Origin of the sequence: Knoellia pratensis (genome assembly GCF_042666395.1) — a bacterium.
Taxonomy (GTDB): domain Bacteria; phylum Actinomycetota; class Actinomycetes; order Actinomycetales; family Dermatophilaceae; genus Knoellia; species Knoellia pratensis.
Map to the genome: position 1 here is coordinate 1 of NZ_JBHTDJ010000002.1, position 26,965 is coordinate 26,965.

Below are 26,965 nucleotides of genomic sequence, written 5' to 3' on the forward strand. Positions count from 1 at the left end.
CGCCTCCTGCCCGTGTAGGCCGACCCGTTTCCCGCCGCCCCCGGAAAACGGGTCCGGAGCAAGGGAACTGTTCCCTTGCTCCGGACCTGTTTCCCGCCGGCCCCGGAAAAGGTGTGGCGACGTGGGCGGGGTCAGTCGCCTTCGGGTTTGTGGTCGGGGCGAGGGGCGCCATGAGGGAAGGAGGTCTTGGCGGGTGACTCGAGCTCCTCGCGGTGGTTGCGGATGAGGTCGAGGTTGCGGTCGCGCAGGTGGTCGAAGCCCTGGCTGATGTTGGAGCCCGGCGTGAGCGACGACAGGGCTGTCGCCGGGTCGAGGCGGGCGGACACCCAGCCCTCGTGTGACGCGGCCTTGGCGATGATCGTGGCGTTCGGCGTGACGATGTGGCTGTTGCCGAAGTAGATGACGCCGGCGGGGTCGATGCCGGTCGCGTTGGCGCCGATGACGAACACGTGGTTGTCATAGGCGCGCGCCCGCGAGGTGAGTTCCCAGATGTCGGCCGAGCGCAGCAGGGCGGACGGGCGGCAGATGATCTCGGCACCCTGAACGGCCTGGATGCGCGACAGCTCAGGGTAGTCACCGTCGAAGCAGATGATCATGCCGATGCGACCGATCGCGGTGTCGCACACCGTGACCGTGTCGCCCGGGGTGACCCAGCCGCCACCGGAGACGGCCTCGGTGCAGAAGGGGTGCGTCTTGCGATAGACCCCAAGGAGTTCGCCGTCGGAGTTGATGAGAACGGACGCGTTGTAGATGACACCACGCTCTGGGCCGCGTTCATAGGTGCCGACGCACAGCACGATCCCGAGCTCGCGGGCCACGGCCTGGAACGGTTCGGTCATCGGCCCGGGCAGCTCGCTGACCAGGTCCCAGAGGTTCTCGACGGGGCAGTCAGGCGTGAACCCGGTCGTGGCGGACTCGGGCAGCACGACGAGTTCGGCGCCGGTCTCGGCGACGCAGCGTCGTACGAAGTCGACGCAGCGCGCGATGTTTGCCTCGACGACCTGCGGCGTCAGGGATCCCCGGACGGGTGCGACCTGGATGGCGGCGGCAGTGAGAGCACGCATCAGCGACCTCCGATGAGCCAGCCGACGATGACGCCGGCGAGGGCGACACCCGCTCCGAACAAGGCCCCTGGCACGAAGCCGGAGTGCCCGCCAACGGCAACGGTTGTCCCGACCGGGTTGAGCGGTCGAGCGCCGCGGTCGACTTCACCGGCGTTGACTCCTGCGGCAACGGCGCCGCCCTTGGCCTTCTTCTTCTCCCTGCGGACACCGGCGATGTCGTCGTCCAGTGCCTTGAACATCTGGCCGGCCATCTTGCGGGCGACGCCGGCGAGCATCCGCTGGCCAACTCCTCCGATGGGTCCGCCCACGAGGGCGTCGGCTTCATAGGTGATGGTCGTTCCGCCACCGTCCGCGGCCACCAGGGTCACGTCGACCGTCGTCGAGATCGTGCCGGGCGCACCGGCGCCGTCCGCCTTCATCGTGAAGCGGTCCGGCTCGTTGATGTCGGAGATCGCGACCTCACCGTCGTAGGAACCCTTGATCGCTGCGACCCCGGCCATGACCGTCATCGCGTAGCGACCGGGGGAGAGCTCACGCAGGCTCTCGCAGCCGGGGATGCTGCGCTCGAGAGCGGCCGGGTCGTGGACCGCCTGCCACACCTGCTCGGGGGAGGCCGCCATCGTCGCGGTTCCGGAAATCTTCATCGGTGCTCCTCGGTGGTGCTTGTCTGGAGGTGAAGTTCGCTCTGGCGGTGTTGGGCGCGCAGCTCCCACAGCTCGACCGGACTGATCGGCATTGAGCGGATGAAGAATCCCTCGGCATCCGAGATCGCGGACGCGATGACGGCCGTGACGGGGATGGTGCCCGCCTCGCCAGCGCCCTTGATCCCCAGCGGGTTCAGCGGTGACGGGGTCTCGAGGTGATCGGTCTCGATGTGTGGGACCTCGGACGCGTAGGGGATGAGGAAGTCCATGAACGACGCGTTGAGCAGCTGCCCACTCTCGTCATAGACCATCCGCTCATACAAGGCACCACCCACGCCCTGGGCGACGCCGCCATGGACCTGGCCCTCGACGATCATCGGGTTGACGACGACACCACAGTCGTGGATGACGCAGTAGCGCAGGATCGTGATCTCGGCCGTCACAGAGTCGGTCTCGACGATGGCTGCGTGCATGCCGTTGGCGAAGGTCGCCTGGGTGGGCGAGTAGAAGTCCTTGCCCTCGAGCCCGGGTTCGTCGTCGTCGGCGACCGGCGGCTTGTCGGGGTCGAAGGCTCCGGCGAACTGCGTTGCGGCCTTTGCCGACTCGTCGAAGGCATAGCGCAACGGGTTGGACATGACGGCCACGGTGGACAGGGCGATCGAGGCGTGGGGCGCACCCTTGACGCTGATGACGCCATCCTCGATCTGCAGGTCCTCCTCCGCGACCTCGAGGGCGTCGGCGGCAATCCGCAACGCCTTGGCTCGCACCGCGCGGGCCGCGAGGGCCACGGCATTGCCGCTCATGACGGCACCGCGCGACGCGAAGGTCCCCACGGCATACGGCATCCGTCTGGTGTCACCGGTGGTGACGTAGACGTCGTCGATGGGGACGCCGAGCTCGTCCGCGACGATCTGGGCGAGGATCGTCTGGTGCCCCTGCCCCTGGGTGGTGAGGCCAGTGGCGACGTTGACGCGCCCACTCGTCTCGACCTGCACGTGCCCACCCTCGTAGGGACCGACGCCCGTTCCTTCGACGTAGCAACCGATCCCGAGACCGACCTTGCGCCCCTGTGACTCGGCTTCTTGTCTGTATGCCGCGAAGTCGTCCCAGCCCACGAGCGCCTTGAGCTTGGCGAGGGAAGCCGGGAAGTCGCCGGAGTCGTACTTGAGCGGGCGCCCGTCCTGGAAGAGGAGCCCCTGGTCGTAGGGCATCTCCTCGGGCTGGATGAAGTTGCGGGAGCGGACCTCCGTGCGATCGATGCCGAGTTCGGCGGCGATGGCGTCCATGGTGCGCTCCATGGCGAAGCACCCCTGCGGGCGGCCAGCACCTCGATAGGGAGTCACGAGAACGGTGTTGGTGTAGAGGGACCAGAACTCGACGCGGTAGTTCTGCGGCTTGTAGGGGCCGAGCAGCTGGGTCGCCGTGATGATCGGGACGATGACGCCGTAGGGGAGGTAGGCGCCGTTGTCGTGCCAGAACTTCACGTCGAGGGCGAGCAGCCGCCCGTCGTCGTCGAAGCCGACGGTGACCTGCTGCAGCTGGCCGCGCTCGTGCGCGCTCGAGGTGAAGTGCTCACGCCGGTCCTCGGTCCACTTGACGTCGTGGTCGAGCTTGCGAGAGGCCCACGGCACCAGCACTTCCTCGGGCCAGGGGTGCATGATCTTGACGCCGAAGCCGCCACCGACGTCGGGGGCGATGCACTCGACCTGCGCGAGTGGCAGTGCGAGCTTGGCCGCGACCGCCGCGCGCACACCGGTCGAGGTCTGGGTCGACGAGTGGATGCGCATGCGCTGCTCGTCCGAGTCCCAGTGCGCGAGAACGCCTTTGCCCTCCATGGGCATGCAGGCGCTGCGCTCGATCTCGAGCTCGAGCGTGAGGGTGTGGGGCGCCGCAGCCATGGCGGGTTCGACGTTGCCGACTTCCTGGAGGAGGTGGGCGGCGACGTTGCCGGGCGCGTCGTCGTGCACGAGCCGGTCACCGTCGCGCGAGTTCGCGATGCCGACGACCGGCGGCAGGAACTCATAGGTCACCACGATGCGCTGGGCAGCGTCCTCGGCGAGGTAGCGGTCGCGCGCGATGACCATGACGATGGCCTCGCCCACGTGGTTGACCTCGTCCTTGGCGAGCGGGTAGCCGGTGCGCCCGGCCTCGATGGAGGGGTGGGGGATGAGGAGCGGCAACCGATCAGCAGCGGGCCCGTCGAGGTCCTCGTGCGTGTAGACCGCGATGACGCCATCGATCTCCACAGCCCCGTCGACGTCGATGTCCGTGATGCGCGCATGGGCGTGCGGGCTGCGAACGAACGCGACCTCGTAGGCGTCGTGGCCGAGATCGTCGAGGTAGCGGCCGTTGCCGGTGACGAGACGCGGGTCCTCCTTGCGCAGGACGGGCTGGCCGAACTGGCGGGTGCTCATGAGTCAGCCCCCGCAGACGTGTCGGACTTCGACCTCAGGTCGCGCTTGATCTCGGCGGCGCGCAGGACGGCCTTGCAGATGTTCTGGTAGCCCGTGCAACGACAGAGGTTGCCCGAGATCGCCTCGCGCGCCTCCTCGCTCGTCGGGTCGGGGTTCTCCTCGATGAAGGCCGTGATCGTCGTGACGAATCCCGGTGTGCAGAAGCCGCACTGGAGTCCGTGGCACTCGACGAACGCCTGCTGCACCGGACCCATCGCGTCCTGGGTGCCGAGGCCCTCGACGGTGGTGATCGTGTGCTCCTGGGCGGACACGGCAAACATGAGACAGGAGCGCATCGGCTCACCGTCGACGAGCACGGTGCACGCGCCGCAGACGCCGTGCTCACAGCCGACGTGGGTGCCGGTGAGTCGCAGGTCGTGGCGGATGAAGTCCGACAGGAGTCGCCGCGACTCGACTGAACGAGTGTGGGTGACCCCATTGATGTTGAGTGTCACAGGAACGTTGAGGGTCGCGTCCGTGGTGGGCGCGCTCTGGTCGATGTCGGTCATGCGTCCTCCTCGGTCGTGGCGATGGTCAGTGCGCGTCGCGTGAGCTCGGCGGCGAGCATGCGGCGGTACTCACTGGTGGCGTGGATGTCGGCCTCGGGTGCGATGCCGGCCTGGACGAGGTCGTCGATGCCGTCCCAGCTCGATGAGATCGACTGTCCCGCAACGGCTTCGGTGAGGTCGATGACCACGGGGATGTCCGTGACGGAGACGTATGCCGCTCGAGCAGTTCGGACGACCGCGTCCCGTCCCTGCCCGTCGAGATCGACTGCGACGCCGACGCCGGCCAACGCGTAGTCACCGTGCCGGCGGGCCGACTCGATGAACGTGGTGCGGGTCGTGGCGCCGAAGCGGCCGAAGCGCACCGCCTCGAGCAACTCATCGGCCTTGAGCATGGTCTGCAAGGGGCCTTCGAAGAAGTCACCGGCCGCCACCTCGCGGCGACCACCGGGACCGACGATCTCCATGACCGCCTCGGTCAGCACTGCGATCGAGGGCATCTCGCCGGCCGCGTCGGCGTGGGCGATGGAGCCCACGGTGGTGCCGCGGTTGCGGATGGCCGGGTGGGCCACGTTGCGGAGCGCCTGACGCAGAAGCGGCAGCACGGCATACGCCTCATCGTTCTTCTGAAGGACGGCGTGACGCACGGTCGCACCGACCCGGACGTGGGTGTCGGTGACGGTCACGGTGTCCAGCCCGGCGACCCGGTTGATGTCCACCAGGTGCGCCGGTTGGGCCAAACGCATGTTGAGCACCGGGATGAGGCTCTGCCCGCCGGCGAGGACCTTGCCGTCATGTCCGACGTCAGCGAGGGCCGTGATGGCCTCGTCGAGGGTGCGTGGGGCGTGGTGGACGAAGGGGGCAGGCTTCACGTCGGGGGGTCAGCTCCTCAGCGCTTGGACTGGTAGAGGTCGTCGATGCCGTCTTCGTCGCCGTAGACGCGGTCGCCGGTGGTGATCGCCGTGCCGCCGGGTCCGCTCTTGCCGTCGGCCCGGTTGCGGAGGTCGGCGGGGGCGAGTGTGCGGGCCAGGTGGAAGGCGCCGATGGCGACGATCGTGCCGAGGGCGATGCCGCTCAGCGTGAAGTCGTCACTGAACTTGAGCTTGACGTCGCCGATGCCGATGACGATGCCAGCGGCGACGGGAACGAGGTTGATCGGGTTGGCGAAGTCGACCCCGTTCTCCTTCCAGATCTTCGCGCCGAGCAGGCCGATCATCCCGTAGAGGACGACGGTGATGCCGCCGAGAACCCCACCGGGGACGGAGGCGACGAGTGCGCCGAACTTGGGGGAGAGGCCGAAGATGATCGCGACGATCGCGGCGACGTAGTAGGCGGCGGTCGAGTAGACGCGGGTGGCGGCCATGACACCGATGTTCTCGGCGTAGGTCGTGGTGGGCGAGCCACCGACGGACGAGGCGAGGACCGTGCCGAAACCATCGGCGGCGATGGCGCGTCCCATGTCCTTGTCGAGGTTGTGGCCGGTCATCTCGGCAACGGCCTTGACGTGGCCCGTGTTCTCGGCGATCAGGGCGATGACCGCCGGGAGGACGAGCAGGATGGCCGCGGTGGAGAAGCTCGGCGCGTGCCAGCCGGCCACCTCGGTGCCGTCAGCCTTGAAGATCGTCTTGGCCGGGAAGCCGAACCAGGACGCGTCGCCGATGCCAGAGGTGTTCCACCGAACGTGCTCTGTGGCCTCGGTCGCGCCGCCGAGCACGGAGGTGATGGGACCGGCGGTCTTGTCGAGGAGATACGACAGGACGGTGCCGAAGATGAGCGCGAGGAAGATCGCGATGCGGCTGATGAAGCCCTTGAAGGCGACCGCGCAGACGATCGTGAAGAGCATCGTCAGGAGCGCCACCCATTGGTCCTGGGGCCAGTAGATGTCGGCGACAACAGGTGCGAGGTTGAAGCCGATGAGCATGACGACGGCGCCGGTGACGACGGGCGGCAGCACCTTGTGCAGGACGCCCGAGCCGAGGAAGTGGATGGCCACGCCAATGAGGGCGAGGACGACACCGGAGACGAGGATCGCGCCGGTCACCTCGGACGAGTCGCCACCTTGCGCGCGGATTGCGGCGACACCACCGACGAAGGCGGCGGACGTGCCGAGATAGCTGGGCACCCGGCCCTGGACGATGAGCAGGAACGCGATGGTCGCGATGCCGCTCATCATGATGGCGAGCTGCGGGTTGAGACCCATGATCAGGGGGAAGACGAACGTTGCGCCGAACATGGCGACGACGTGCTGCGCGCCAAGACCGACGGTGCGACCCCAGTCGAGCCGCTCGTCGGGGGCGACGACGTCGTCGGGGCCGAGCGTGCCCTCCTTCAGCTTCCAACCAAGTCCAAGAGCCATGTGCGTGTGACCTTCCTCAGCGGAGGACGCGCGGGGAGTCGCGTCATCGGGATACGAGGACGCTAGTTGCCGCACCCTCAGGGTCATTCGTCAATCTGTGACAGCGGACTGCGGGCGGCCTTGGCAACTCGAAGTAGCCCGTGTCACACCGTTGTCACACGGTTCATCGTGGCACGGCGTTCGGCTCCGGGGACCACGTCAGCAGCAACTCGCCGAGGGCGGAGATCCGGGCGCCGACGAAGGCGCGTCAGGGGCCGTTCACCAGCGTCAGACGCCGCGCATCTGCCGGATCCGCAGGGCCAGCGACAGGGTGAGCCGCAACTGCGGGTCCGACGTGAACGGTCCGAGCATCTGCTCGAGCTTGGTGATCCGGTAGCGCAGCGTGTTGTAGTGGAAGAAGAGGATCCGGGCCGTCTCGGCGACATTGAGGTTGGTGTCGAGCAGCACCTGCAGGGTCTGGCGCAGGTCGGCGTACGACGGCTGGGCATCGGTCGCCAGATCCCCCAGGGCCTCGTCGACGAACGCCCGCAGGTCGGCGTTGTCAGGGATGAGCGAGAGCAGTCGATAGATCCCGAGCCCGTCGAAGTGCATGACCGCCGACTCGCCCTGCATCTGCCGACCGACCGCCACAGCCCGCAGGGCCTCGGCATAGGCGCGGGGGATGTCGTCGACCGAGTCCACGGGTCGTGACACGCCCGTCGAGAACGTGCGCCGTCCACCGCCGCCGTCGCCGCGCACGATCTTGACCATCTCGCCGATCGAGCGCATCACGGTCTGCTGCTCGCCCTCTCCACTGCACGGAGCGGGCAGCAGCGCCACGACCTCCTGGGAGAAGCCAGCGACGGGCGCCATGGGCTCCCGGGTCCGCACGGCCTGCACCCAGGCGCGCACGAATCGCTCCTGGAGAGAACGCAGCTCGTCTCCGTCACGGCTGGTGCGTGAGTCGTCCTCGTCGGTCTCGGCGACGACGACGACCATCCGTCGATCCAGGTTCCACCCCAACGAGGCGGCGTGCGCTATGGCCTCCTCGGGCGCGCCCCCACGGCCGACGAGGGTGTCGCGCAGGAACTCCGCGCGGTACTTCCCCTCGACCGCAGACACGGCCTGTTCCTTCGTGATGGCCAGTGCGGCCACGGCGGCGGCGCGCTCCAACCCGTGCACGTCCGTGGTCGTGAGGACCCGACCCGGTGTGAAGACCGCCAGCAGCCCGTGGTCCGACGTGCCCGCGACGATCCGGACCATGGTGCGTTCGGACTTCACCGGTCCCGCAGCGCGAACCCCGACCGGCTCCTCCTCGACGATGAGGCGGCCGGTGCGGTCGAAGCAGTCGAGCGCCATCACCGTCGCGACGTCCTCCTCGGACCCGGCCGTGGCGACGAGGCGCCCGTCGGTGGTCGTCACGAGCGTCACGCCCGGGAACAGGCCGACGAGGGCCTGGCCCAGGTCGGCGAGGGAACCGCCGGTGAGCACCGTCTGCACGAGGATCCGGTTGACTTCGTCCTCGCGGCGCAACAGCTCAGCCTGATGGTCGACGACGCGTCGCAGGGAGGCGATCATCTCCTCGGCTGGCAAGTGCTGAGGCTCAGGGCCAAGATCGTTGGCAACATTTACCATCAGGCCACTGTAGTCACGCTGGCTAGCGTTCCGAGTGTGCATCCGAGATATCCCGCTGCGGCCTCCCCGCTCACTCGGATCCTCGTCGCGGGCCAACGCCGCCCCGCCGTCGTGCTCGCCGCGTTCCCCACCGCGCTCTACCTCGCGCTCTCCGACGACGACTCCGGCCACGCCGACGTCCTTCCCGTCGTCACGAGCGACGCGCTCATGCTGCCCACGGCTGTCCGCGTCGCGCAGCCCGGTCCCCGCGACTGGGGAGTGGCGCCGGGCGACGTCGTGACGCTCGGTGGTGACGAGATCGCTCTGCCGAGCCACGGCATACGCCTCGTTCGTTCGTGGCGGCCACGACGGGTTTCGACCGGCGCCGCACACCCAACCGACTTCGACTGGGAGCCGCTCCTCGCCGAGCTCGGACGCGGCGAGGGCCTCACCCCTCGCGCCGACGACGTCCTCTGCGGCGCCCTGCTCGCCGCCCGCGCCCTCGGGATCGCGGTCCCGGACGCGATCCCCGTGGACCGCACCACGAGCCTGTCGGCGTCCCTCGTCGTCGCTGCGCAAGCCGGGTATGCCGTGTCCTCCGTCGTCGACCACGTCACCAACGCGGTGGCTGGGTCGCCCGACGCCGACCGCACCCGCGAACTCGTCCTGGCCATCGGCCACACCTCGGGAGCAGGCCTCCTCGAAGGCATCGAACTCATGCAACACATCGCCAACTGCCCTCTGCCGGAAGGAATCCCGTCGTGAGTATCACCCACGTCGACGTGCGCCGAGGCGCCTACCACGACTCCGTGACCCTGCTCCAGGTCTCACGCACGGTCGCCGATGTCGAGGGGGTCGAAGCCGCTCAGGTGGCGATGACGACCGAGCTCAACGTCGAGGTGCTCACCGGAATGGGGTTCGAGATCCCTGAGGGCGCTGGCCCCAACGACCTCGTCGTCGCCGTCCGAGCCGTTGACGAGGTCGCCGTCGCGGCAGGCCTTGCCACGGCCGCCGCCGCCCTGAGTGCGAAGGCTGCGCCCAGCGGTGGCTTCGGCGACGCGCCTGCACCCCGCACCACCAGTGGGGCCATCCGGGTCGGGGGAGCGGAACTCGCGCTCATCTCGGTCCCGGGCCGTTACGCAACAGCCGAGGCGCTCGACGCCATCAGTGCCGGCGCCTCCGTGATGCTGTTCTCGGACAACGTCCCCGTCGAGGACGAGGTCCGGCTCAAGGATGCTGCGGCCGCGGCCGACGTGCTGGTGATGGGTCCGGACTGTGGCACGGCCGTCGTCGGGGGTGTCGCCCTCGGGTTCGCCAACGTGGTCGAGGCGGGCCCGATCGGCATGGTCGCCGCCTCGGGCACCGGCGCGCAGCAGATCATGTGCCTCCTCGACGCGGCGGGGGTCGGCATCTCGCACTGCCTCGGCGTCGGTGGCCGTGATCTCAAGGCCGCAGTCGGGGGACGTTCCACCCGTCAGGCACTCGCCGCGCTCGCCGCCGATCCGGCCACGACCTCGATCGTCGTCGTCTCGAAGCCGCCGGACGAGGAGGTCCTCACGGACCTCGAGGCGTACGCCGCCGGACTGGGCCTCCCTGTCCGCTGGGCGACGCTCGGGGCCGGTCGGCCCGACCTCACCACCGCCTTGGAGGCCGTCCTCGAGGCCGAAGGGCGCGACGTTCCGCAGTGGCCGAAGTGGTTGTCCGACAACGATCCTGAGCCGGGCTCGGTCGACGGAAGCCTGCGCGGGCTGTTCTGCGGCGGCACCCTGGCCGACGAGGCGATGCTCATCGCGGCCGAGTCGCTCGGCGACATCCGGTCCAACATCCCCCTGCGCGACGATCTCGCCCTCGGCTCCGACCTCAAGGACGCCGGGCACCTCGTCATCGACTTCGGTGACGACGGTCTGACCCAGGGTCGAGCCCACCCGATGATCGACCCGACGCTACGGATGGAGCGCATCGCGGCCGAGGCGCAGGACCCCACGTGTGGAGTGCTGTTGCTCGACCTCGTCCTCGGCTTCGGCGCCCACCAGGACCCTGCCGCCGATCTCGCCGACGCGATCCGTGCCGCGAAGCAGTCTGCCGCTCGTGAGCTTCCCGTCGTCGTCGCCGTGATCGGCACCGACGGTGACCCGCAGGGCCTGACCCGGACCTGCGAGACCCTCGCAGCGGCGGGCGCCTCCGTCTTCCTCTCCAACCGTGATGCCACCCGGCACGCCCTCACCTTCCTCGGAGGCCAGCGATGACTCAGCCACCCGCCACCACCGGTCCGTTGCGTGGTCTGCTCTCGGTCGAGTCGCCCTCGGTCGCGACGGCCGGTGTCCAGCTGTTCGCCGATGCTCTGCGCGGCCAGGCGGTCTCCGTCGTCGAGGCGGACTGGCAGCCGCCCATGGCCGGGACCGAGGCCGACCTGGCGACGGTGATGGCCGACGCGCGGCGAGCGGAAGCCAACGCCACGGCATACGCACGTCTGACCGCAGCGGGTGCCGAGCTGGTCGACGTCAAGACGGCCAAGGATGCGCTGGGTCTCGACCGCGGCACCTTCTTGCACGCCGGTCCGCCGATCGACTGGGAGCGAGCGTCGGGTCCACTGCGGGGCGCCTTCATCGGCGCGGTGCTCTTCGAGGGGCTGGCAGACAACGCCGAGGAGGCCGAGAAGGCCCTCGCCGCAGGCAAGTTCACGTTCGAGCCGTGTCACCACCGCGACGCCGTCGGCCCCATGGCTGGTGTCGTGTCGCCCTCGATGTGGATGTATGGCCTGCGCGACGAGGTCCACGACGCGTGGTCCTGGTGCTCGCTCAACGAGGGCCTCGGCAAGGTGCTGCGCTATGGCGCGTACGGCCCCGAGGTCATCGATCGCCTGCACTGGATGAACAACGTCCTCGGCCCGATCCTGCAACAGTCAGTGCGCAAGACCGGTCCGTTCGACATCAAGTCGATCCTCGCCCAGATGCTGCAGATGGGCGACGAGGGCCACAACCGCAACCGCGCGGGCTCCCTCATGCTCCTGCGCGAGCTCCTGCCCGGCATGATCACGGCCGACGCGAGCTCGACCGACATCGCCGAGGCCGTCCGCTTCTCCGGCGCGAACGAGCACTTCTTCCTCAATCTCGGTATGCCGGCCTGCAAGCTCGCGACGATGGCGGCACACGGCATACCCGGTTCGTCCCTTGTGACGACGATGGCGCGCAACGGCACCGACTTCGGGATCCGGGTCTCCGGGACGGGCGACGAGTGGTTCACCGGACCGGCGAACACGCCACAGGGGCTCTTCCTCGGTGACTACGGACCCGACGACGCCAACCCCGACATCGGCGACTCGGCAATCACCGAGACCGGCGGCATCGGTGGGTTCGCCATGGCAGCGGCGCCGGCGATCGTGAAGTTCGTCGGCGGTGACGTGGCCTTCGCGCTGCGGGCGACGCAGACGATGTACGAGATCACGCAGGGGGAGCACCCCATGTTCCAGGTGCCGATCCTCGACTTCCGTGGCACGCCCACGGGCATCGACGTCATGTCGGTCGTGCGCACCGGGATCCTGCCGCAGATCAACACGGGCATGGCCGGTCGCGTCGCTGGCACGGGACAGGTCGGCGCGGGCTTGGTGACGCCGCCCGCCGAGTGCTTCCCGGCCGCCCTGGCCGCACTGGCCGCGGCAACCCCGACCCGGTAGTTCCCACCGCGCACCACCGGGCCGGCCTCCCCACAAGCACCGCGAAACGGAGTGCCTTTGCTCCCGATGGCGATGCAAAGACACCCCCATTCGCTCCAGCAGGTGAAGCAAATGGGGGTGTCTTTGCATCGCGGGGTGAAGCAAAGACACGTCCTGGGCGGGGGAGGTGTGAGCGGGCGCCGGTCGAGTGGTCAGCCGGATCTGTGGGTCTGGGAGAATTGCCGTGTGACTGCTCAGACACTTGACGGCAAGGCCATCCTCTCGACGATCAAGGAGGAGCTGCGCGGCCGCGTCGCCGCGCTGGCCGAACTCGGGGTCACACCCGGGCTCGGCACCGTCCTCGTGGGCGACGACCCCGGCAGCAGCTGGTACGTCAACGCCAAGCACAAGGACTGCGCGGAGATCGGTATCTCGAGCATCCGGCGCGACCTGCCCGCCGACTCCAGCCTCGACGACGTCCTCGCGGTCGTGCGTGAACTCAACGAGGACCCCGCCTGCACCGGCTTCCTCGTGCAGCAGCCCACCGGCCTTGACGAGAACCAGATCCTCGCGGCCGTCGACCCCGCCAAGGACGTCGACGGGCTCCACCCGACCAACCTCGGCTGGCTCGTCCTCGGACAGGAAGCACCCCTTCCCTGCACGCCCGTGGGCTGCATCGAGCTGCTCCGCCGCTACGACGTGCCGATTGCCGGCGCCCGCGTGGTCGTCGTCGGTCGAGGTATCACCGTGGGCCGTCCGCTCTCGCTCATCCTGACCCGCCGCTCCGAGAACGCGACCGTCGTCCAGTGCCACACCGGCACCGTCGACCTCGCCGCCGAGGTTCGTCGCGCCGACATCGTCATCGCCGCAGCAGGCGTCCCCGGACTCATCACGGGCAACATGATCAAGCCCGGCGCAGCGGTGCTCGACGTGGGCGTGAGCCGCGTTGTCGAGGACGGTCGCTCCGTCATCGCCGGTGACGTCGCCGCCGATGTCGCGGACGTCGCCGGTTGGGTCAGCCCCAACCCCGGCGGGGTCGGCCCCATGACCCGCGCGATGCTCCTGAGCAACGTCGTCGCGATCGCCGAGAAGCAGGCCGCCCAGCACCTCGCTTCGGCCGAGCATGGTGCTGGTTGATGCCCGAGACCTGGAATGACACATCTCCCACGACCGCCACCAACACGCACCTGTTCCACTGGACCACGGTTGCTCCCCTTCTTGCCCTGATCGCTCTCGCGGTCACGTGGGGTCGTGACATCAACGGGGTCGTCGTCGGTGTCGTCGCCGTCCTGCTGGGTGGCGCTGTGCTTGCCGCCGTGCATCACGCGGAGGTCGTTGCCCACCGCGTCGGAGAGCCGTTCGGTTCGCTCGTGCTCGCCGTCGCCGTCACGGTCATCGAGGTCTCGCTGATCGTCACGCTGATGCTCAGCGGCGGCGAGGGCACGTCGACCCTGGCTCGTGACACGGTCTTTGCCGCCGTGATGATCACCGTCAACGGCATCCTGGGTTTGTCGCTCCTGGTGGGCTCACGACGTTTTGGCACCGTCCGGTTCAACGCCGAGGGCACCGGTGGTGCGCTCGCCACCGTGGCCACGCTCGCGGTGGTCTGCCTCGTCCTCCCGACGTTCACCACGGGTGAAGTGGGACCGAGGTTCACCGGGAGCCAGCTCGCGTTTGCCGCCCTGGCCTCACTCAGCCTGTATGCCGCCTTTGTTCTCACCCAGACCGTGCGCCACCGCGACTTCTTCCTCCCCGTCGGGTCCAAGGGCAAGCCGTTGCCCGAGGACGAGCACGCCACCCCGCCCACCAACGCAGAGACGTGGACCTCCGTCGGCTTCCTGTTCCTGTCGCTCATCGCTGTCGTCGGCCTCGCCAAGGTCGAGTCCAAGTCTATCGAAGAGGCTGTTGCCGCTGCAGGTCTGCCGCACTCGTTCGTCGGTGTCGTCATTGCCCTGCTGGTGCTGCTGCCAGAGACCCTCGCCGCCGTCAACGCCGCCCGCCGGGAACGTGTCCAGACGAGCATCAACCTCGCCCTCGGCTCCGCCATGGCGAGCATCGGACTGACGATCCCGGTCCTGGCCATCGCGACGATCTGGATCGACACGCCCCTCCACCTCGGGCTCGACGCCACCCAGATCACCCTGCTCGCCATCACCATCGTGACCGGCGTGCTCACGGTCGTCCCGGGACGCGCCACGCGTCTGCAGGCGAGCGTCCACCTCACCCTCTGCGCGGCCTACCTGTTCCTCGCCGCGGTCCCCTGATCATTCCCACGGGTTGATCAAGGGAAGGCCGAGATCGGCGAAGTCTGCGACATCGCGCGTGGCAACCGTCGCCCCAGCCACGGTGGCAATCGCGGCAACCAGCGCATCCATCGCTCCGACCGGGTGCCCGGCACCTTGCCGTTCAGCGACGATTCGCGCGTAGGCGGAGGCTGCTTCGGGCATCACCGGCAGACAGACGCCCAAGCCATCGAAGGCGTCATGTGCTGCTGCTTCCAGCAGGTCACGCCGTTGGCCACTGGGGAGGACGGCAATGCCCGCCAGGATCTCCGCACGGTTGATCACGGTCGTGACAGGAATGGTGTCCAGAGAGCGCACCCATGCGAGCACTCGCCGGTCGGCCCGTGGGCCGCGCATGACTTCCGAGATGACATTGGTGTCGAGGAGGATCACCGCTCGTCGAACTCCGCGACCGTGGCGGCTTCGTCAGGAATGAACTGGAGGTCGACGCCGCCCACGGTGTCCCCGGCCGCTATGAGTTTCTCGATCCAGCTGAGATCGCTCGCGGCGGAGCGGTCGAGGGCGTTGACCAGGATGCTGCGTGCTTCTGCCTCCATGGAGCGCCCATGCCCAGCGGCCCGCATGCGAAGTTTCTCCTTCGCGTCGTCGGGCAACTTCCGGATGGTGATGGCGGCCATGCGGCAATGATATCAATGCAACACCCTCCGGGTTGGGTGGCGACAACACCAAGGCCCGCACCCCCCAGGGAGGGGGCACGGGCCTTGTGCCTGACGGGTCAGGCGGTCATGCGGTCAGGGCGTTCGTCACGATCGCGGCCCCACGGTGCACCCTGCCAGCGCCCACCCGTGGCGTCCAGAGTTCTCCACACAATTTTGTGCAATCCATACCTTCGGCCGATTCAGAGCGTGGCAAGCCGCAGGTTGCTCATCTCCGAGCCGTAGTGCGTCTTGATCTCGATCTTGCGCTCGAGGTCACGAATGATGGCTTTGGCGAAGTCGTGCCCATACAGCATCTGACAGGACCCCAGGCCGCCGGGACTGAAGACATTGACCTCCATGAGCTTGTTTCCCACGATGTCGAGCCCCACGAGATACATGCCGTCGGCCACGAGCTTGGGCTTCACGGTCTCGACGAGCGCGAGCATCTCGTCGGACACCGCCACCTTGTGCGCCTTGCCCCCGGCCGACATGTTGCTGCGCAGGTCATCTCCACCGCTCTTGCGCCGGAAGGCGGCGATCTGCCCCTGCACCTCGAGCGGACGCCCGTTCATGACGAACATCCGCACATCACCGTTGGTGGCGGCAGGGAGGTACTCCTGGGCGACGACGTAGCCGTCGCGCGCGATGGCCTCGATGATCTGGCTGAGGTTGGGCGACTCGGCACTGTTGACGAGGAAGACCCCACTGCCACCGGAACCCTGCAGTGGCTTGAGCACCGCTCGACCACCGAGGTCGGCAATGAAGGCAGCGATCTGGTCCTCGTCGCGGGAGATGAGCGTCTGGGGTCGCACGATCTCGGGGAAGTGCTGGAAGTAGGCCTTCGACAGGGCGTCGGCGAGCCGGTTGGGGTCGTTGACGACGAGCACTCCGGCGGCCGCGAAGAGCTGACCGAATGCCACGGCCGCGTTGTTCGCCCACGGGCGACCCTCAGCATCCTCGGCCGGGTCGTTGCGCAGCATGACGACGTCGAACTCACCGACCGGCACCTGCACCTCGACGTCCGGCGTCTGCACGTCGTCGAGATAGCGCTCGAGGGACCGGTACTTCTTGCCCTTTCCGCCACCACGCACCCGTGCGGTCAGCGAGCCGTCCGGCTCATAGGCGAAGTCGCCGATGCCCATGAGGAACGCATTGTGCCCCAGTTGCTCGGCGGCCATGGCCAGCCGGATCGTGGTGTAGACGGGCTTCTCTCTCATGACGTCATTGACGACGAATCCGATCTTCATGCTGCTCCTTCGATGAGTTGCGCGACGTCATCGGCGTGGTCGGCCGCGGCGTCGAGCCGTTCGGTTGCTCTCGCGTCCTCGAGGTAGCGAGGCACGAGACGGGGAGGACGGAGGACGCCGCGCCGGTCGAGCTCGCGGATGAGAGGCAGGTCCTCCAGCGAGAACTTGCCGAGCCACAGAAGGTCCAGGCCTCCGCCACGGCGCAGGTGGCGGAGGAGCTCGACGAGCCCGCGCAGGTAGATCGCGTCCTTGCTGAGCCCACCGGAGCGGTAGGCGCGCATCGTGGTCGTGAAGGCGCTGCTCTTGGGGAAGCCGTCGTCGACGAGGGCCCGCCAGGCCTCGACGAAATCTGCGCCTACGTGCATTCGGTGCACGGTCAGGACGCGGGCGGCCAGCTGCCGCAGGCGGAACGGCGTCAGCTCGCCGCACCCGATCTCTGCGAGTATGGCCAGCCCTTCCTGGGTCCTGTCGTAGCCGGCGAGCCCCGTGCCCAGGACCTGCACGGGCTGGGCGGCACCGTTGACCTGGGTGACGAGGTGCGTGCCGACCTCGTGCTGGATGAGCGCGTTGGCACGCGCCCGCTGGACCACGACATCCCTGTCGATGAGCAGGGTGTTGCCGCTGACCATGACCCCGTTGACGTCGTCGCGCATCTCGGCGTGGATGTCGATCTCGGGGTCGACCTCGCGATAGAAGTCGATCTCACTGTGCGCGAGCTCGAGGAACTCGGGTGCGGTGAGACTGTCTCCAGCGTCTTCGGAACGGTGCACGCGAGCCAGGATGTTGTCTGCCTGTCTGCGCAGTTCGGGGGTGGCGCCGCCGTAGAGCTCGATGCTGAGCGCGCTGAAGTCGTCGGTGTCGCGTGCCCTGAGCATCTCGATCTGGAGCCCGAGCTCACGATGCTTGGCCCGCAGCAGGTGGCCGAGGGTTGCGTCCTCGACGTCGGCAACGTCGATGTTCTCGAGCGCCTTGGCCAGGACCTCGGGCGACGTCTCCAGGGGTCGATAGTGGAACGACGGCTGGGCGACGGTGCCATGGGCGAAGTCGTGCCTCACCTTGTCGGCATTGACGGGGGTGACGTCGAGCAGGAACTGCATGCTGCGAGCCGTCTGGGCCAGCGCATGGTCGATCGCGAGGTCCGCGACGGAGAGGGTCTGGGCGCTCACCGCTCGACACCTGTTGCCGCGCCGCCCGAGACGGATCGGAGTGCCTGAAGCACCGGTTCGACGGTCTCGCCCAAGGCCTGTGACAGCGTGTCGATGCGCTGCTGGTCCGGCTCGCCGGTCCACTCGTCCATGTAGGTCTTCTTGAACTCCAGGGCGAGGGCGACGCCACGATCCGGGTAGCGCTCGTGGACCCACCGCGTGAGGTGGGCGCCCTTGAAGCGGACGTTCTCGCGCACATCGATCTCGCCGCCAGCGGTGGCGGGTCCGGAGAGTGCGTCCATGAACGCGTCGACCACGCCGCCCCAGCGGTCGCGGTCGAGGGAGCCCGTGCCGACGTTGACCTCGGGATTGTCCTCGAAGGGCGCCTCTGGTCCGTCGTCCCCGTCGCGTCGGTGGTTGTAGGAGTGCACGTCATAGACCACGAACGGTCCCCGTGCAGCGACCTCGTCGAGTCGCGCACCGAGCTCGGCATAGAACGCGTCGTGGATCTGCGCGCTGCGTTCACTCAGGTGGTCAGGGAGCGGGCTCTCGCGCCACACATCGAGATCCCAGGCATCCTCGGGACGCCGATAGACGGACCCGTCGCGGTCACGGTTGAGGTCGACCTCGAAGCGTGATCGGTGGACCACGACCTGGGCCGGGCACTGCGACCCGATGGCGTCGGTGAACGGGTCTTCTTCGCGCAGTCGCGTCGCTTCGTCGAGGAGCATCGCGTCGCGGATCTCCGCGCGCAGGTCGTGGCCGGTGTGGATGGCGGTGGCGACGAGTTGGCCGCCCCAGTCGCCGGCGACCGCGAATGCGGGGGCTTCGGGGTTGTCAGGCATACCCTCCTGTCTACCTGAAGCCAAGCCGCCACAGTCCGCAAGCGTGGATGTTTCTGCAGGTCAGAGGCTCGCGGCCGCCGTGCAGCGCAACGCAAGCACGCGGCATACCCCGAAAGAATCCGGTGTATGCCGCGTGCTCGCGTTGCGCTGTCGCCTTCGGCGTCAGGGCCAGATCAGGCTAGATCAATCCGAGGCCCTTGACCGCGTCGCGCTCCTCGGCGAGCTCGGCCGCCGTGGCGTCGATCTTGCCGCGGGAGAACTCGTTGATGTCGAGCCCCTGGACGATGCTCCACTGGCCGTCCTTGACGGTGACGGGGAAGGAGGAGATGAGTCCCTCTTCGACGCCGTAGGAGCCGTCGGAGCGCACGGCCATGGAGGTCCAGTCGCCCTCGGCGGTGCCCTCGACCCAGGTGCGGGCGTGGTCGATGGTGGCCGAAGCGGCGGAGGCGGCCGAGGACGCACCGCGCGCCTCGATGATCGCCGCGCCGCGCTTGGCGACGGTGGGGATAAAGGTGTCCGCGAGCCACGCCTGGTCGTTGACCGTCTCGGCGGCGTTCTTGCCGGAGACCTCGGCGTGGAAGAGGTCGGGGTACTGGGTCGCGGAGTGGTTGCCCCAGATCGTCATCTTCTTGATCTCGGTGACCGGGACGCCGAGCTTGGCCCCGAGCTGGCTGATCGCGCGGTTGTGGTCGAGGCGCGTCAGGGCCGAGAACTGCGAGGTGGGGATGTCGGGGGCGTTGCTCATCGCGATGAGGGCGTTGGTGTTGGCCGGGTTGCCCGTGACCGTGATGTGCACGTCGTCGGCCGCGACCTTGTTGAGGGCCTTGCCCTGAGGGGCGAAGATGCCGCCGTTGGCCGAGAGCAGGTCACCGCGCTCCATGCCCGGGCCACGCGGACGGGCACCGACGAGGAGGGCGTGGTTGACGCCGTCGAAGATCTTCTCGGCGTCGTCGCCGATCTGGACCCCGGAGAGCGTCGGGAAGGCGCAGTCGTCGAGCTCCATGACGACACCCTCGAGGGCCTTGAGCGCCGGGGTGATCTCGAGCAGTCGCAGCTCGACGGGGACGTCGGGGCCGAGGAGGGCACCCGACGCGATGCGGAACAGCAGGCTGTAGCCGATCTGACCGGCAGCGCCGGTCACGGCCACCTTGACGGGGGTCTGGCTCACGATGAGTACCTCTTCGTACGGGGCAGATGTGGTCGTTGTCGACGCTATCAGCGCCCGCACAGCCTGGGGACAGAGCCCGGCCCTAGGGTGGAGCCATGCGCGTTCTCGTCTCAGGTGGTGCCGGCTACATCGGTTCGCACACAGTCGTCCAGCTCGTCGCCGCGGGGCACGACGTCACCGTCGTCGACTCCTTCGCCAACGCGAAGCCGTCCGTGGTGGGTCGGGTGGAGGCACTGACGGGTCTGCCGTTGGACGTGCGGTCCTTCGACCTCACCGACCACGACAAGACCGAGCACCTCTTCGCCGACGAGCAGATCGATGCGGTCATCCACTTCGCCGGGTTCAAGGCGGTGGGGGAGAGCGTGACCAAGCCACTCGAGTACTACGAGAACAACCTCGTCTCGACGTTCTCGCTCGTGCGAGCGATGCGCCGCCACAACGTCCGCAAGCTTGTCTTCTCGAGCTCTGCCACGGTCTACGGGGCCGAGGCCGAAGTGCCGATGCGTGAGGAAGCGCCGACATCGGCGACCAACCCCTACGGCTGGACCAAGGTCATGATCGAGCAGGTACTGCGCGATGTGGGTGCAGCCGATCCGTCGTGGCGGGTGGCGCTGCTGCGCTACTTCAACCCCGTGGGTGCGCACCCGAGCGGCACGATCGGCGAGGACCCGAGCGACATCCCCAACAACCTCATGCCCTTCCTCGCCCAGGTCGCCGTCGGCCGTCGCGAGAAGTTGTCGATCTTCGGTGGGGACTACCCCACGCCGGACGGCACGGGCGTGCGCGACTACATCCACGTCGAGGACCTCGCGGCCGGGCACATCGCCGCCCTCAACAAGCTGGCCACCGCCGAGGAGCCGGTGAGCACGTGGAACCTCGGCACCGGTCACGGCACGTCGGTCCTCGAGATGCTCCACGCTTTCGAGCGGGCGGTCGGCCACGAGCTGCCTCACGAGATCGTCGACCGGCGCCCGGGCGACATCGCCGCGTCCTACGCCGACCCGACCAGGGCCGAGGCCGAACTGGGGTGGAAGGCCACCCGCACCGTCGACGACATGTGCGTCGACACGTGGCGGTGGCAGAGCGAGAACCCGCAGGGCTACCCGTGAGCGGCGCCGACAAGCCCGCTGCGTCTGCGCATCTGGTCGCTAGAGCCACCGCATCCGCAGACGCAAGGGCAGTGGTGCGGCGGGCGACGCGCGATGACGTGCCGGCGATCGTCGCTCTGCTCGTGGACGACCCACTCGGGGCGACCCGAGAAGTCGAAGGTGAGCTGGCGGCATACCTGACGGCTTTTGAGGCGATCGATGCCGATCCGGCGCACGAGCTCGTCGTCCTTGAGGACAACGGCGAGGTCATCGGCACGCTGCAACTCACGATCCTGCCGGGGCTCTCGCGCGGTGGCGCCCTGCGCGCCCAGATCGAGGCCGTCCGCATCGCCTCGAGCCGACGCGGTCAGGGCCTCGGCGAGGAGCTGTTCCGGTGGGCGATCGACGAGTCCCGCCGACGCGGCGCCGTGATCGTGCAGCTGACGACCGATGCGAGCCGTGAGGGCGCGCAGCGGTTCTATGAACGGCTCGGGTTCGTGGCCTCGCACGTCGGCATGAAGCTGCCGCTCTGACCCCTGAGGGTCAGGCGGCGCGGCGCAGGCGCACGACCGGGATGATCCGGTCGGTCTTCTTCTCGTAGTCCCCGAACCCCGGGGCCTTCTCGACGAGGCTGGGCCAGAGGGCATCGCGCTCTTCACGCGGCAGCACCTCGGCCTCGACGGGGAAGGTTTCGGTGCCGACCTCGACGTCGAAGCGCGGGTTGGCCCTCACGTTGTGGAACCAGTCGGGGTTGTCGGGGGCCCCTGCCTTGGACGCGATGATGATCAGGGAGTCGTCGTCCTGGGGGAAATACATCAGTGGGGTGACGCGCTCGGTGCCGGTCTTCGCACCGATGTGGTGGATGAGGATCATCGGCGCACCCTCGAACGGGCCACCGACCTTGCCCTCGTTGGCCCTGAACTCCTCGATGATTCCCGCGTTCCAGTCGCTCATGGATGTGACGTTACGCCCTGGTGCCGAACGCGCGTATGCCGTGTGGTCACCGATCGGTGACCACACGGGTTCTTCATCGTCTTTGTGCCCCGCACGGACAACTCGCTGGCGCTCGCCCAGACTTCTTCAATCGTCTTTGTGCCCGCACGGACAACTCGCTGGCGCTCGCCCAGACTTCTTCAATCGTCTTTGTGCCCCGCACGGACAACTCGCTGGCGCTCGCTGTCCGTGCGGGGCACAAAGACGATGTGTCAGCTCAGGCTGGCGAGGGCCTCGTTGAAGGTTGCGGACGGCCGCATCACGGCGCTCACCTTGGCCTCGTCGAGGCGGTAGTAGCCACCGATGTCGGCGGGGGAGCCCTGAACGGCGAGCAACTCGTCGTTGATCTTCTGCTCGTCGGCGGTGAGCGTCTCGGCGACGCTCGAGAAGGCCGCCGCGAGGTCGGTGTCCTCGGTCTGCTTGGCCAGCTCCTGCGCCCAGTAGAGCGCGAGGTAGAAGTGGCTGCCGCGGTTGTCGATCTGGCCGACCTTGCGCGCCGGGCCCTTGTTCTCCTGGAGGAGGGTCTCGGTGGCGCGGTCGAGGGTGTCGGCCAGGACGCGGGCCTTGGCGTTGTCCTCGGTGTCGGCGAGGTGGCGGAACGACTCGGCCAGGGCCATGAACTCGCCGAGGCTGTCCCAGCGCAGGTAGTTCTCCTGCACGAGCTGCTGCACGTGCTTGGGCGCGGAGCCGCCGGCGCCGGTCTCGAAGAGGCCGCCACCGTTCATGAGCGGCACGACCGAGAGCATCTTGGCGCTGGTGCCGAGCTCGAGGATGGGGAAGAGGTCGGTGTTGTAGTCACGCAGCACGTTGCCGGTGACCGAGATGGTGTCCTCGCCGCGGCGGATGCGCTCGATGGAGACCTTGGTGGCCTCGACCGGGCTGAGGATCTGGATGTCCAGACCGTCCGTGTCCTGTTCCGCGAGGTAGGTCTTGACCTTGGCGATGAGGTTGGCGTCGTGGGCGCGCGTCTCGTCGAGCCAGAAGATCGCCGGTGTCTGCGAGGCGCGGGCACGGGTCACGGCGAGCTTGACCCAGTCGCGGATCGGCGCGTCCTTGGTCTGGCACGCGCGCCAGATGTCGCCGGGGTGGACGTCGTGCTCGATGAGCACGTCGCCGGCGGAGTTGACGACCTGGACCTTGCCGGCCTGCGAGATCTCGAAGGTCTTGTCGTGGGAGCCGTACTCCTCGGCCTTCTGGGCCATGAGCCCGACGTTGGGGACGGAGCCCATCGTCGTGACGTCGAAGGCGCCGTGGGCGCGGCAGTCGTCGAGGACGACCTGGTAGACGCCGGCATACGAGCTGTCGGGGACGACGGCGAGGGTGTCGGCCTCGTCGCCGCTCGGGCCCCACATGTGGCCGGACGTGCGGATCATCGCGGGCATCGATGCGTCGATGATGACGTCGCTGGGGACGTGGAGGTTGGTGATGCCCTTGTCTGAGTTGACCATCGCGAGCTGGGGTCCGGCGGCGAGCCCGGCCTCGATGTCTGCCTTGATCTCGTCACCGTTGGGGAGGGCGGACAGGCCGTCGAGGATGGCGCCGAGGCCGTTGTTGGCGGACAGTCCGGCGGCGGCCAGCGCCTCTCCGTGCTTCGCGAAGACTTCGGGCAGGAACGCGCGCACGACGTGGCCGAAGATGATCGGGTCGGAGACCTTCATCATCGTGGCCTTGAGGTGGACCGAGAAGAGGACGTCGTCGGCCTTGGCCTTGGCGATCTGCTCGGTGAGGAACGCGTCCAGGGCGGCCGCGCGCATGACCGTGCCGTCGACGACCTCGCCCTCGAGGACCTTGAGGCCGTCCTTGAGCACGGTGGTGCCCTCGTCCGTGACGAGCTGGATGGTCAGGGTGTCGGCAGCCGGGAGGACGACCGACTTCTCGTTGCTCGCGAAGTCGTCGTGGCCCATCGTCGCGACGTTGGTCTTGCTGTCCGCGCTCCAGGCACCCATCGAGTGCGGGTGGGCCTTGGCGTAGTTCTTGACGGCGGCGGGGGCACGACGGTCGGAGTTGCCCTCGCGCAGGACGGGGTTGACCGCGCTGCCCATGACCTTGCCGTAGCGGGCGTTGGCGTCCTTCTGCTCGTCCGTGGTCGGCTCGTCGCAGTAGGCAGGGAGGTCGAAGCCCTGCGACTGCAGCTCCTTGATCGCGGCCTTGAGCTGCGGCACGGAGGCGCTGATGTTGGGCAGCTTGATGATGTTGGCCTCGGGCGTCGTGGCGAGCTCACCGAGCTCGGCGAGGGCGTCCGCGACCTTCTGGTCTTCGGGGAGCTGGTCGGCGAAGGCCGACAGGATGCGCGCCGCGACGGAGATGTCGCGCGTCTCGACGTCGACGCCCGCGGTGGAGGCGAAGGCCTCGATCACCGGGAGGAAGGAGTAGGTCGCGAGAAGGGGTGCTTCGTCGGTGAGGGTGTAAATGATCTTCGCCATGAGGCGAATCTATCCAACGCCGACTTCAGTCGTGTATGCCGTCCCCCTCGCGTTGACGAGGAAGCGCCACAACCTCCAAGCCAGTCACGCCAACGAGGTCCTGGGCGTTGAAGTTGTGGAGGGGTAGCTCGGCTGCCTTGGCCGTCGCTGCGATGAGAGCATCGAAGGCGCGAGCCTTGGGCTTGCGGCCGGCCCTGCGAATGTCAGAGGCAACCTGCGCGAAGGTGCGGGCCGCCTCGGCTGTGAAGGGCACTGGATCTCCGAAGTCGGTCTCGGCGCGCTGGACCTGGGCGAAACGTGCGTCACAGCGACTGGTCCAGGACCGCGTCGATGTCCTGGCGCAGTCGCTGCGGATCCACCTTGGGCGTTCGCTTCGCCCGCGCGATCAACTCACCCGCCGAAAGGCTGCGTCGAGGAATGGGGCGCAACTCGGCGACGGGGTTTCCGTCCTTGGTGACGGTCAGTGACTCGCCGCGTTCGACTCGATCAAGAACCCGCCCACCATGGTTGCGAAGCTCTCGCATGGTGACCTCATGTGGCACGTGTGCACTCATGCCCCACCGTATCCCCTGAGAGAGACGGCTTCAGGGCTCAGAGGGCACGGGGTGCGTCGGGGTCGACGCCGTCCGCGACGAGCTCGTCCTCGACTCGAACCTGGCCGGAGATGTCGCGGTCACGACGGTCGACACCCGTGATGAGGTGGAAGGTCGCGCCGGCGATGGCTGCTCCGAGCAGGGGCGCGAGCCAGAACAACCAGAGCTGGCCCGGTGCGCCGTCGCCGTTGAAGAACGCGACCGCCGTCGAACGCGCCGGGTTGACCGACGTGTTGGAGATCGGGATGGAGATGAGGTGGATGAGGGTGAGGCACAGGCCGATGGCCAGCGGTGCGAAACCGGTCGGGGCGCTCTCGCGGGTCACGCCGAGGATGACGTAGACGAAGAACATGGTGAGCAGCACCTCGGTGCACAGGACCGCCATGAGGGAGTAGCCGCCGGGGGAGTGCTCCGCGTAGCCGTTGGCGGCGAGGTTGCCGGTCGCGTCAAAGACGTCGCGGCCACTGGCGATGGCCCACAGCGCCCCACCGGCGGCGAGACCACCGAGGACCTGGACGGCGACGTAGCCGGGGACGTCCTTCCACTCAAAACGCTTGGCGATCGTCAGACCCAGCGTCACCGCAGGGTTGAAGTGAGCACCGGAAACGTGCCCCACGGCATACGCCATCGTCACGACCGACAGGCCGAAGGCGAAAGCGACACCCAGGAAGCCGATGCCCAGGTGCACGGGAGCGCCCGAACCGAGCGTGGGAGTGGACAGGAACCCGGCGGCGAAGATCGCAGACCCACACCCCCCGAAGACGAGCCAGAACGTGCCGACGAACTCCGCGAGGAGGCGCTTGGACATCTGAGGGGTCTGCATGACGCCCATTGTGGCCCACGGGTGGGGCGTGGTGGGTGCTGCGACACAGCCGACGGGTAGCGTGAGCGCCGTGAAGATTTCCGTGGTTGGTCTGGGCTATGTCGGTCTGTCCAACGCCGTCGTCCTCGCGCAACGACACGACGTCGTGGCCGTGGATCTCAACGCCGAACGCGTCGACCAGGTCAACCGGCGCGAGTCGCCGCTGGTCGATCCCGAGCTCGAGGACTACCTCGCTCACCACGAGCTGTCGTTGACGGCCACCACCTCGGCTGCGGATGCCCTGCCCGGGTCGGACTTCGTCATCGTCGCGACGCCCACCGACTACGACCCGGTGCGCGACTTCTTCAACACCTCGTCGGTGGAGTCGGTCATCGCTTCTGTCGCCGATTTGGCGCCAGCGGCGACGGTCGTCGTGAAGTCGACGGTCCCCGTGGGTTTCACCGAGCGGATGCGGACCGCCCACCCCGAACTCGATGTCGTCTTCTCGCCAGAGTTCCTGCGCGAGGGGCAGGCCCTGCACGACAACCTCCACCCGAGCCGGGTCGTCATCGGTGGGTACAGCGACGGTGCGCGCCAGTTCGGACAGCTGCTCGTCGAAGGGGCGCTGGACTCCGACGTGCCCCTCCTGCACACCAATCCGACCGAGGCGGAGGCGATCAAGCTCTTCGCGAACACGTTCCTCGCGATGCGGGTCGCCTACTTCAACGAACTTGACACGTATGCCGTGTCGCACGGACTCGACACCCGCTCGATCATCGACGGGGTCGGGTTGGACCCGCGGATCGGCTCGCACTACAACAACCCGTCGTTCGGCTACGGCGGCTACTGCCTGCCCAAGGACACCAAGCAGCTCCTCGCCAACTACAGCGACGTCCCCCAGAACCTCATCCGGGCCATCGTCGACTCCAACACGACGCGCAAGGACTTCATCGCCACCGACATCCTGCGACGACAGCCCCAGGTCGTCGGGATGTATCGGCTCATCATGAAGGCCGGATCCGACAACTTCAGGGTGTCGAGCATCCAGGGGATCATGAAGCGGATCAAGGCCAAGGGCATCGAGGTCGTGCTCTATGAGCCGGCCCTCGAGGAGGACCGGTTCTACAACTCCGAGGTGATCAGTGACCTCGCGGAGTTCAAGCGCCGCTCGGACGTCATCGTCGCCAACCGGGTGAGCGACTCGTTGGACGACGTGGCCGACAAGGTCTACACCCGCGACCTCTTCGGCCGCGACTGACCGGTCAGGAGAAGCGTCGTGACGCAAGTCGCCCGCTGGGGGTGCGGGGAAGTGCGGCGTCGGTTTGAGCGAGGCGATCTCGGGCTGCAACCGGCCCCGCCGACGTAGTCCAATTCTGGGTGTCGACACCCTGAGGTCCTCGCGGCTGATTAACCACCTCCGCCCGAAGGATGGCGACCTCCGAGGCGGCTTGA

26 protein-coding genes are annotated in these 26,965 nt (G+C 68.0%); 8 read left to right on the plus strand and 18 right to left on the minus strand.

Features of this window, described 5'->3' with window-relative positions:
- Nucleotides 1-131: 131 nt before the first annotated feature.
- The 7 genes from ACFQRE_RS07115 to ACFQRE_RS07145 form a co-directional block, all read right to left on the minus strand.
- Nucleotides 132-1,064, minus strand: a complete 933-nt coding sequence (locus ACFQRE_RS07115) for a carbon-nitrogen hydrolase family protein (protein WP_380120496.1) — start codon at nucleotides 1,062-1,064, stop codon at nucleotides 132-134.
- A complete protein-coding gene (locus ACFQRE_RS07120; RefSeq protein ID WP_380120498.1) occupies nucleotides 1,064-1,708 on the minus strand; it encodes an SRPBCC family protein in 645 nt (214 codons plus the stop codon). The genes ACFQRE_RS07115 and ACFQRE_RS07120 overlap by 1 nt, the downstream gene beginning before the upstream one ends.
- Complete coding sequence (cutA, locus tag ACFQRE_RS07125) at nucleotides 1,705-4,122, minus strand: aerobic carbon-monoxide dehydrogenase large subunit (RefSeq protein ID WP_380120500.1); 2,418 nt, start codon at nucleotides 4,120-4,122, stop codon at nucleotides 1,705-1,707. Before cutA ends, ACFQRE_RS07120 begins: the two co-directional genes overlap by 4 nt.
- The gene (locus ACFQRE_RS07130; RefSeq protein WP_380120502.1) at nucleotides 4,119-4,670 is read right to left on the minus strand and encodes a (2Fe-2S)-binding protein; all 552 of its coding nucleotides are present in this window, start codon (nucleotides 4,668-4,670) and stop codon (nucleotides 4,119-4,121) included. Before ACFQRE_RS07130 ends, cutA begins: the two co-directional genes overlap by 4 nt.
- Nucleotides 4,667-5,539, minus strand: coding sequence for an FAD binding domain-containing protein (locus ACFQRE_RS07135; protein ID WP_380120504.1), 873 nt, complete (start codon nucleotides 5,537-5,539; stop codon nucleotides 4,667-4,669). The genes ACFQRE_RS07130 and ACFQRE_RS07135 overlap by 4 nt, the downstream gene beginning before the upstream one ends.
- 17 nt (nucleotides 5,540-5,556) lie before the next feature.
- Nucleotides 5,557-7,023 carry a uracil-xanthine permease family protein gene (locus ACFQRE_RS07140; protein ID WP_380120506.1) on the minus strand — a complete coding sequence of 489 codons (1,467 nt, stop codon included), beginning with the start codon at nucleotides 7,021-7,023 and terminating at the stop codon, nucleotides 5,557-5,559.
- Nucleotides 7,024-7,290: 267 nt separating this feature from the next.
- Nucleotides 7,291-8,595 carry a PucR family transcriptional regulator gene (locus ACFQRE_RS07145; RefSeq protein ID WP_380120508.1) on the minus strand — a complete coding sequence of 435 codons (1,305 nt, stop codon included), beginning with the start codon at nucleotides 8,593-8,595 and terminating at the stop codon, nucleotides 7,291-7,293.
- A 78-nt stretch (nucleotides 8,596-8,673) separates the two neighbouring features.
- On the opposite strand from ACFQRE_RS07145, the gene ACFQRE_RS07150 reads away from it, so the two are divergent.
- From ACFQRE_RS07150 to ACFQRE_RS07170, 5 genes are all read left to right on the plus strand, one after another.
- The gene (locus ACFQRE_RS07150; RefSeq protein ID WP_380120510.1) at nucleotides 8,674-9,381 is read left to right on the plus strand and encodes an oxamate carbamoyltransferase subunit AllH family protein; all 708 of its coding nucleotides are present in this window, start codon (nucleotides 8,674-8,676) and stop codon (nucleotides 9,379-9,381) included.
- Nucleotides 9,378-10,862: an FdrA family protein gene (locus ACFQRE_RS07155; protein WP_380120512.1), complete on the plus strand. Its 1,485-nt coding sequence runs from the start codon at nucleotides 9,378-9,380 to the stop codon at nucleotides 10,860-10,862. Before ACFQRE_RS07150 ends, ACFQRE_RS07155 begins: the two co-directional genes overlap by 4 nt.
- A complete protein-coding gene (locus tag ACFQRE_RS07160) occupies nucleotides 10,859-12,289 on the plus strand; it encodes a YlbE family protein (RefSeq protein ID WP_380120514.1) in 1,431 nt (476 codons plus the stop codon). The genes ACFQRE_RS07155 and ACFQRE_RS07160 overlap by 4 nt, the downstream gene beginning before the upstream one ends.
- Before the next feature lie 225 nt (nucleotides 12,290-12,514).
- On the plus strand, nucleotides 12,515-13,405 hold the full coding sequence (locus tag ACFQRE_RS07165; RefSeq protein ID WP_380120517.1) for a bifunctional methylenetetrahydrofolate dehydrogenase/methenyltetrahydrofolate cyclohydrolase: 891 nt from the start codon (nucleotides 12,515-12,517) through the stop codon (nucleotides 13,403-13,405).
- The gene (locus ACFQRE_RS07170) at nucleotides 13,405-14,532 is read left to right on the plus strand and encodes a calcium:proton antiporter (protein WP_380120519.1); all 1,128 of its coding nucleotides are present in this window, start codon (nucleotides 13,405-13,407) and stop codon (nucleotides 14,530-14,532) included. The genes ACFQRE_RS07165 and ACFQRE_RS07170 overlap by 1 nt, the downstream gene beginning before the upstream one ends.
- Here ACFQRE_RS07170 and ACFQRE_RS07175 read toward each other — a convergent pair whose 3' ends face one another.
- The 6 genes from ACFQRE_RS07175 to ACFQRE_RS07200 form a co-directional block, all read right to left on the minus strand.
- A complete protein-coding gene (locus ACFQRE_RS07175; RefSeq protein ID WP_380120521.1) occupies nucleotides 14,533-14,943 on the minus strand; it encodes a type II toxin-antitoxin system VapC family toxin in 411 nt (136 codons plus the stop codon).
- On the minus strand, nucleotides 14,940-15,188 hold the full coding sequence (locus tag ACFQRE_RS07180) for a FitA-like ribbon-helix-helix domain-containing protein (RefSeq protein ID WP_380120523.1): 249 nt from the start codon (nucleotides 15,186-15,188) through the stop codon (nucleotides 14,940-14,942). The genes ACFQRE_RS07175 and ACFQRE_RS07180 overlap by 4 nt, the downstream gene beginning before the upstream one ends.
- Before the next feature lie 221 nt (nucleotides 15,189-15,409).
- Nucleotides 15,410-16,456, minus strand: coding sequence for a glutathione synthetase (locus ACFQRE_RS07185; protein WP_380120525.1), 1,047 nt, complete (start codon nucleotides 16,454-16,456; stop codon nucleotides 15,410-15,412).
- Nucleotides 16,453-17,622: a flavohemoglobin expression-modulating QEGLA motif protein gene (locus tag ACFQRE_RS07190; RefSeq protein WP_380120527.1), complete on the minus strand. Its 1,170-nt coding sequence runs from the start codon at nucleotides 17,620-17,622 to the stop codon at nucleotides 16,453-16,455. Before ACFQRE_RS07190 ends, ACFQRE_RS07185 begins: the two co-directional genes overlap by 4 nt.
- On the minus strand, nucleotides 17,619-18,446 hold the full coding sequence (locus tag ACFQRE_RS07195; protein WP_380120529.1) for an N-formylglutamate amidohydrolase: 828 nt from the start codon (nucleotides 18,444-18,446) through the stop codon (nucleotides 17,619-17,621). The genes ACFQRE_RS07190 and ACFQRE_RS07195 overlap by 4 nt, the downstream gene beginning before the upstream one ends.
- A 178-nt stretch (nucleotides 18,447-18,624) precedes the next feature.
- Nucleotides 18,625-19,614 (minus strand): malate dehydrogenase, encoded by a 990-nt coding sequence (locus tag ACFQRE_RS07200; RefSeq protein ID WP_380120531.1) that lies wholly within the window; start codon nucleotides 19,612-19,614, stop codon nucleotides 18,625-18,627.
- A gap of 95 nt (nucleotides 19,615-19,709) precedes the next feature.
- On the opposite strand from ACFQRE_RS07200, the gene galE reads away from it, so the two are divergent.
- Nucleotides 19,710-20,723 carry a UDP-glucose 4-epimerase GalE gene (gene galE / locus ACFQRE_RS07205; protein WP_380120533.1) on the plus strand — a complete coding sequence of 338 codons (1,014 nt, stop codon included), beginning with the start codon at nucleotides 19,710-19,712 and terminating at the stop codon, nucleotides 20,721-20,723.
- 74 nt (nucleotides 20,724-20,797) lie between these two features.
- On the plus strand, nucleotides 20,798-21,235 hold the full coding sequence (locus tag ACFQRE_RS07210; RefSeq protein WP_380120536.1) for a GNAT family N-acetyltransferase: 438 nt from the start codon (nucleotides 20,798-20,800) through the stop codon (nucleotides 21,233-21,235).
- 10 nt (nucleotides 21,236-21,245) lie between these two features.
- Here ACFQRE_RS07210 and ACFQRE_RS07215 read toward each other — a convergent pair whose 3' ends face one another.
- From ACFQRE_RS07215 to aqpZ, 5 genes are all read right to left on the minus strand, one after another.
- A complete protein-coding gene (locus ACFQRE_RS07215; protein WP_380120538.1) occupies nucleotides 21,246-21,656 on the minus strand; it encodes a nitroreductase family deazaflavin-dependent oxidoreductase in 411 nt (136 codons plus the stop codon).
- Between the two features lie 251 nt (nucleotides 21,657-21,907).
- Nucleotides 21,908-24,118, minus strand: coding sequence for an NADP-dependent isocitrate dehydrogenase (locus tag ACFQRE_RS07220; RefSeq protein WP_380120540.1), 2,211 nt, complete (start codon nucleotides 24,116-24,118; stop codon nucleotides 21,908-21,910).
- A gap of 25 nt (nucleotides 24,119-24,143) precedes the next feature.
- Complete coding sequence (locus ACFQRE_RS07225; RefSeq protein WP_380120542.1) at nucleotides 24,144-24,371, minus strand: hypothetical protein; 228 nt, start codon at nucleotides 24,369-24,371, stop codon at nucleotides 24,144-24,146.
- 49 nt (nucleotides 24,372-24,420) lie between these two features.
- The gene (locus ACFQRE_RS07230) at nucleotides 24,421-24,642 is read right to left on the minus strand and encodes a type II toxin-antitoxin system Phd/YefM family antitoxin (RefSeq protein ID WP_380120544.1); all 222 of its coding nucleotides are present in this window, start codon (nucleotides 24,640-24,642) and stop codon (nucleotides 24,421-24,423) included.
- 67 nt (nucleotides 24,643-24,709) lie between these two features.
- Nucleotides 24,710-25,534, minus strand: coding sequence for an aquaporin Z (gene aqpZ / locus ACFQRE_RS07235; RefSeq protein ID WP_380120547.1), 825 nt, complete (start codon nucleotides 25,532-25,534; stop codon nucleotides 24,710-24,712).
- A 70-nt stretch (nucleotides 25,535-25,604) separates the two neighbouring features.
- On the opposite strand from aqpZ, the gene ACFQRE_RS07240 reads away from it, so the two are divergent.
- Entirely contained in the window at nucleotides 25,605-26,771 is a 1,167-nt protein-coding gene (locus ACFQRE_RS07240; RefSeq protein WP_380120549.1) for a nucleotide sugar dehydrogenase, read from the plus strand.
- Nucleotides 26,772-26,965: the final 194 nt, after the last annotated feature.

What these genes read in the sequence shown, in the direction of transcription:
- ACFQRE_RS07220 (WP_380120540.1), bottom strand. Translation starts at nt 24,118, where the DNA reads ATGGCGAAGATCATTTACACCCTCACCGACGAAGCACCCCTTCTCGCG.
- ACFQRE_RS07170 (WP_380120519.1), top strand. Translation starts at nt 13,405, where the DNA reads ATGCCCGAGACCTGGAATGACACATCTCCCACGACCGCCACCAACACG.
- cutA (WP_380120500.1), bottom strand. Translation starts at nt 4,122, where the DNA reads ATGAGCACCCGCCAGTTCGGCCAGCCCGTCCTGCGCAAGGAGGACCCG.
- ACFQRE_RS07185 (WP_380120525.1), bottom strand. Translation starts at nt 16,456, where the DNA reads ATGAAGATCGGATTCGTCGTCAATGACGTCATGAGAGAGAAGCCCGTC.
- ACFQRE_RS07215 (WP_380120538.1), bottom strand. Translation starts at nt 21,656, where the DNA reads ATGAGCGACTGGAACGCGGGAATCATCGAGGAGTTCAGGGCCAACGAG.
- ACFQRE_RS07160 (WP_380120514.1), top strand. Translation starts at nt 10,859, where the DNA reads ATGACTCAGCCACCCGCCACCACCGGTCCGTTGCGTGGTCTGCTCTCG.
- ACFQRE_RS07230 (WP_380120544.1), bottom strand. Translation starts at nt 24,642, where the DNA reads ATGCGAGAGCTTCGCAACCATGGTGGGCGGGTTCTTGATCGAGTCGAA.
- ACFQRE_RS07140 (WP_380120506.1), bottom strand. Translation starts at nt 7,023, where the DNA reads ATGGCTCTTGGACTTGGTTGGAAGCTGAAGGAGGGCACGCTCGGCCCC.
- ACFQRE_RS07120 (WP_380120498.1), bottom strand. Translation starts at nt 1,708, where the DNA reads ATGAAGATTTCCGGAACCGCGACGATGGCGGCCTCCCCCGAGCAGGTG.
- ACFQRE_RS07195 (WP_380120529.1), bottom strand. Translation starts at nt 18,446, where the DNA reads ATGCCTGACAACCCCGAAGCCCCCGCATTCGCGGTCGCCGGCGACTGG.
- aqpZ (WP_380120547.1), bottom strand. Translation starts at nt 25,534, where the DNA reads ATGCAGACCCCTCAGATGTCCAAGCGCCTCCTCGCGGAGTTCGTCGGC.
- ACFQRE_RS07180 (WP_380120523.1), bottom strand. Translation starts at nt 15,188, where the DNA reads ATGGCCGCCATCACCATCCGGAAGTTGCCCGACGACGCGAAGGAGAAA.
- galE (WP_380120533.1), top strand. Translation starts at nt 19,710, where the DNA reads ATGCGCGTTCTCGTCTCAGGTGGTGCCGGCTACATCGGTTCGCACACA.
- ACFQRE_RS07130 (WP_380120502.1), bottom strand. Translation starts at nt 4,670, where the DNA reads ATGACCGACATCGACCAGAGCGCGCCCACCACGGACGCGACCCTCAAC.
- ACFQRE_RS07115 (WP_380120496.1), bottom strand. Translation starts at nt 1,064, where the DNA reads ATGCGTGCTCTCACTGCCGCCGCCATCCAGGTCGCACCCGTCCGGGGA.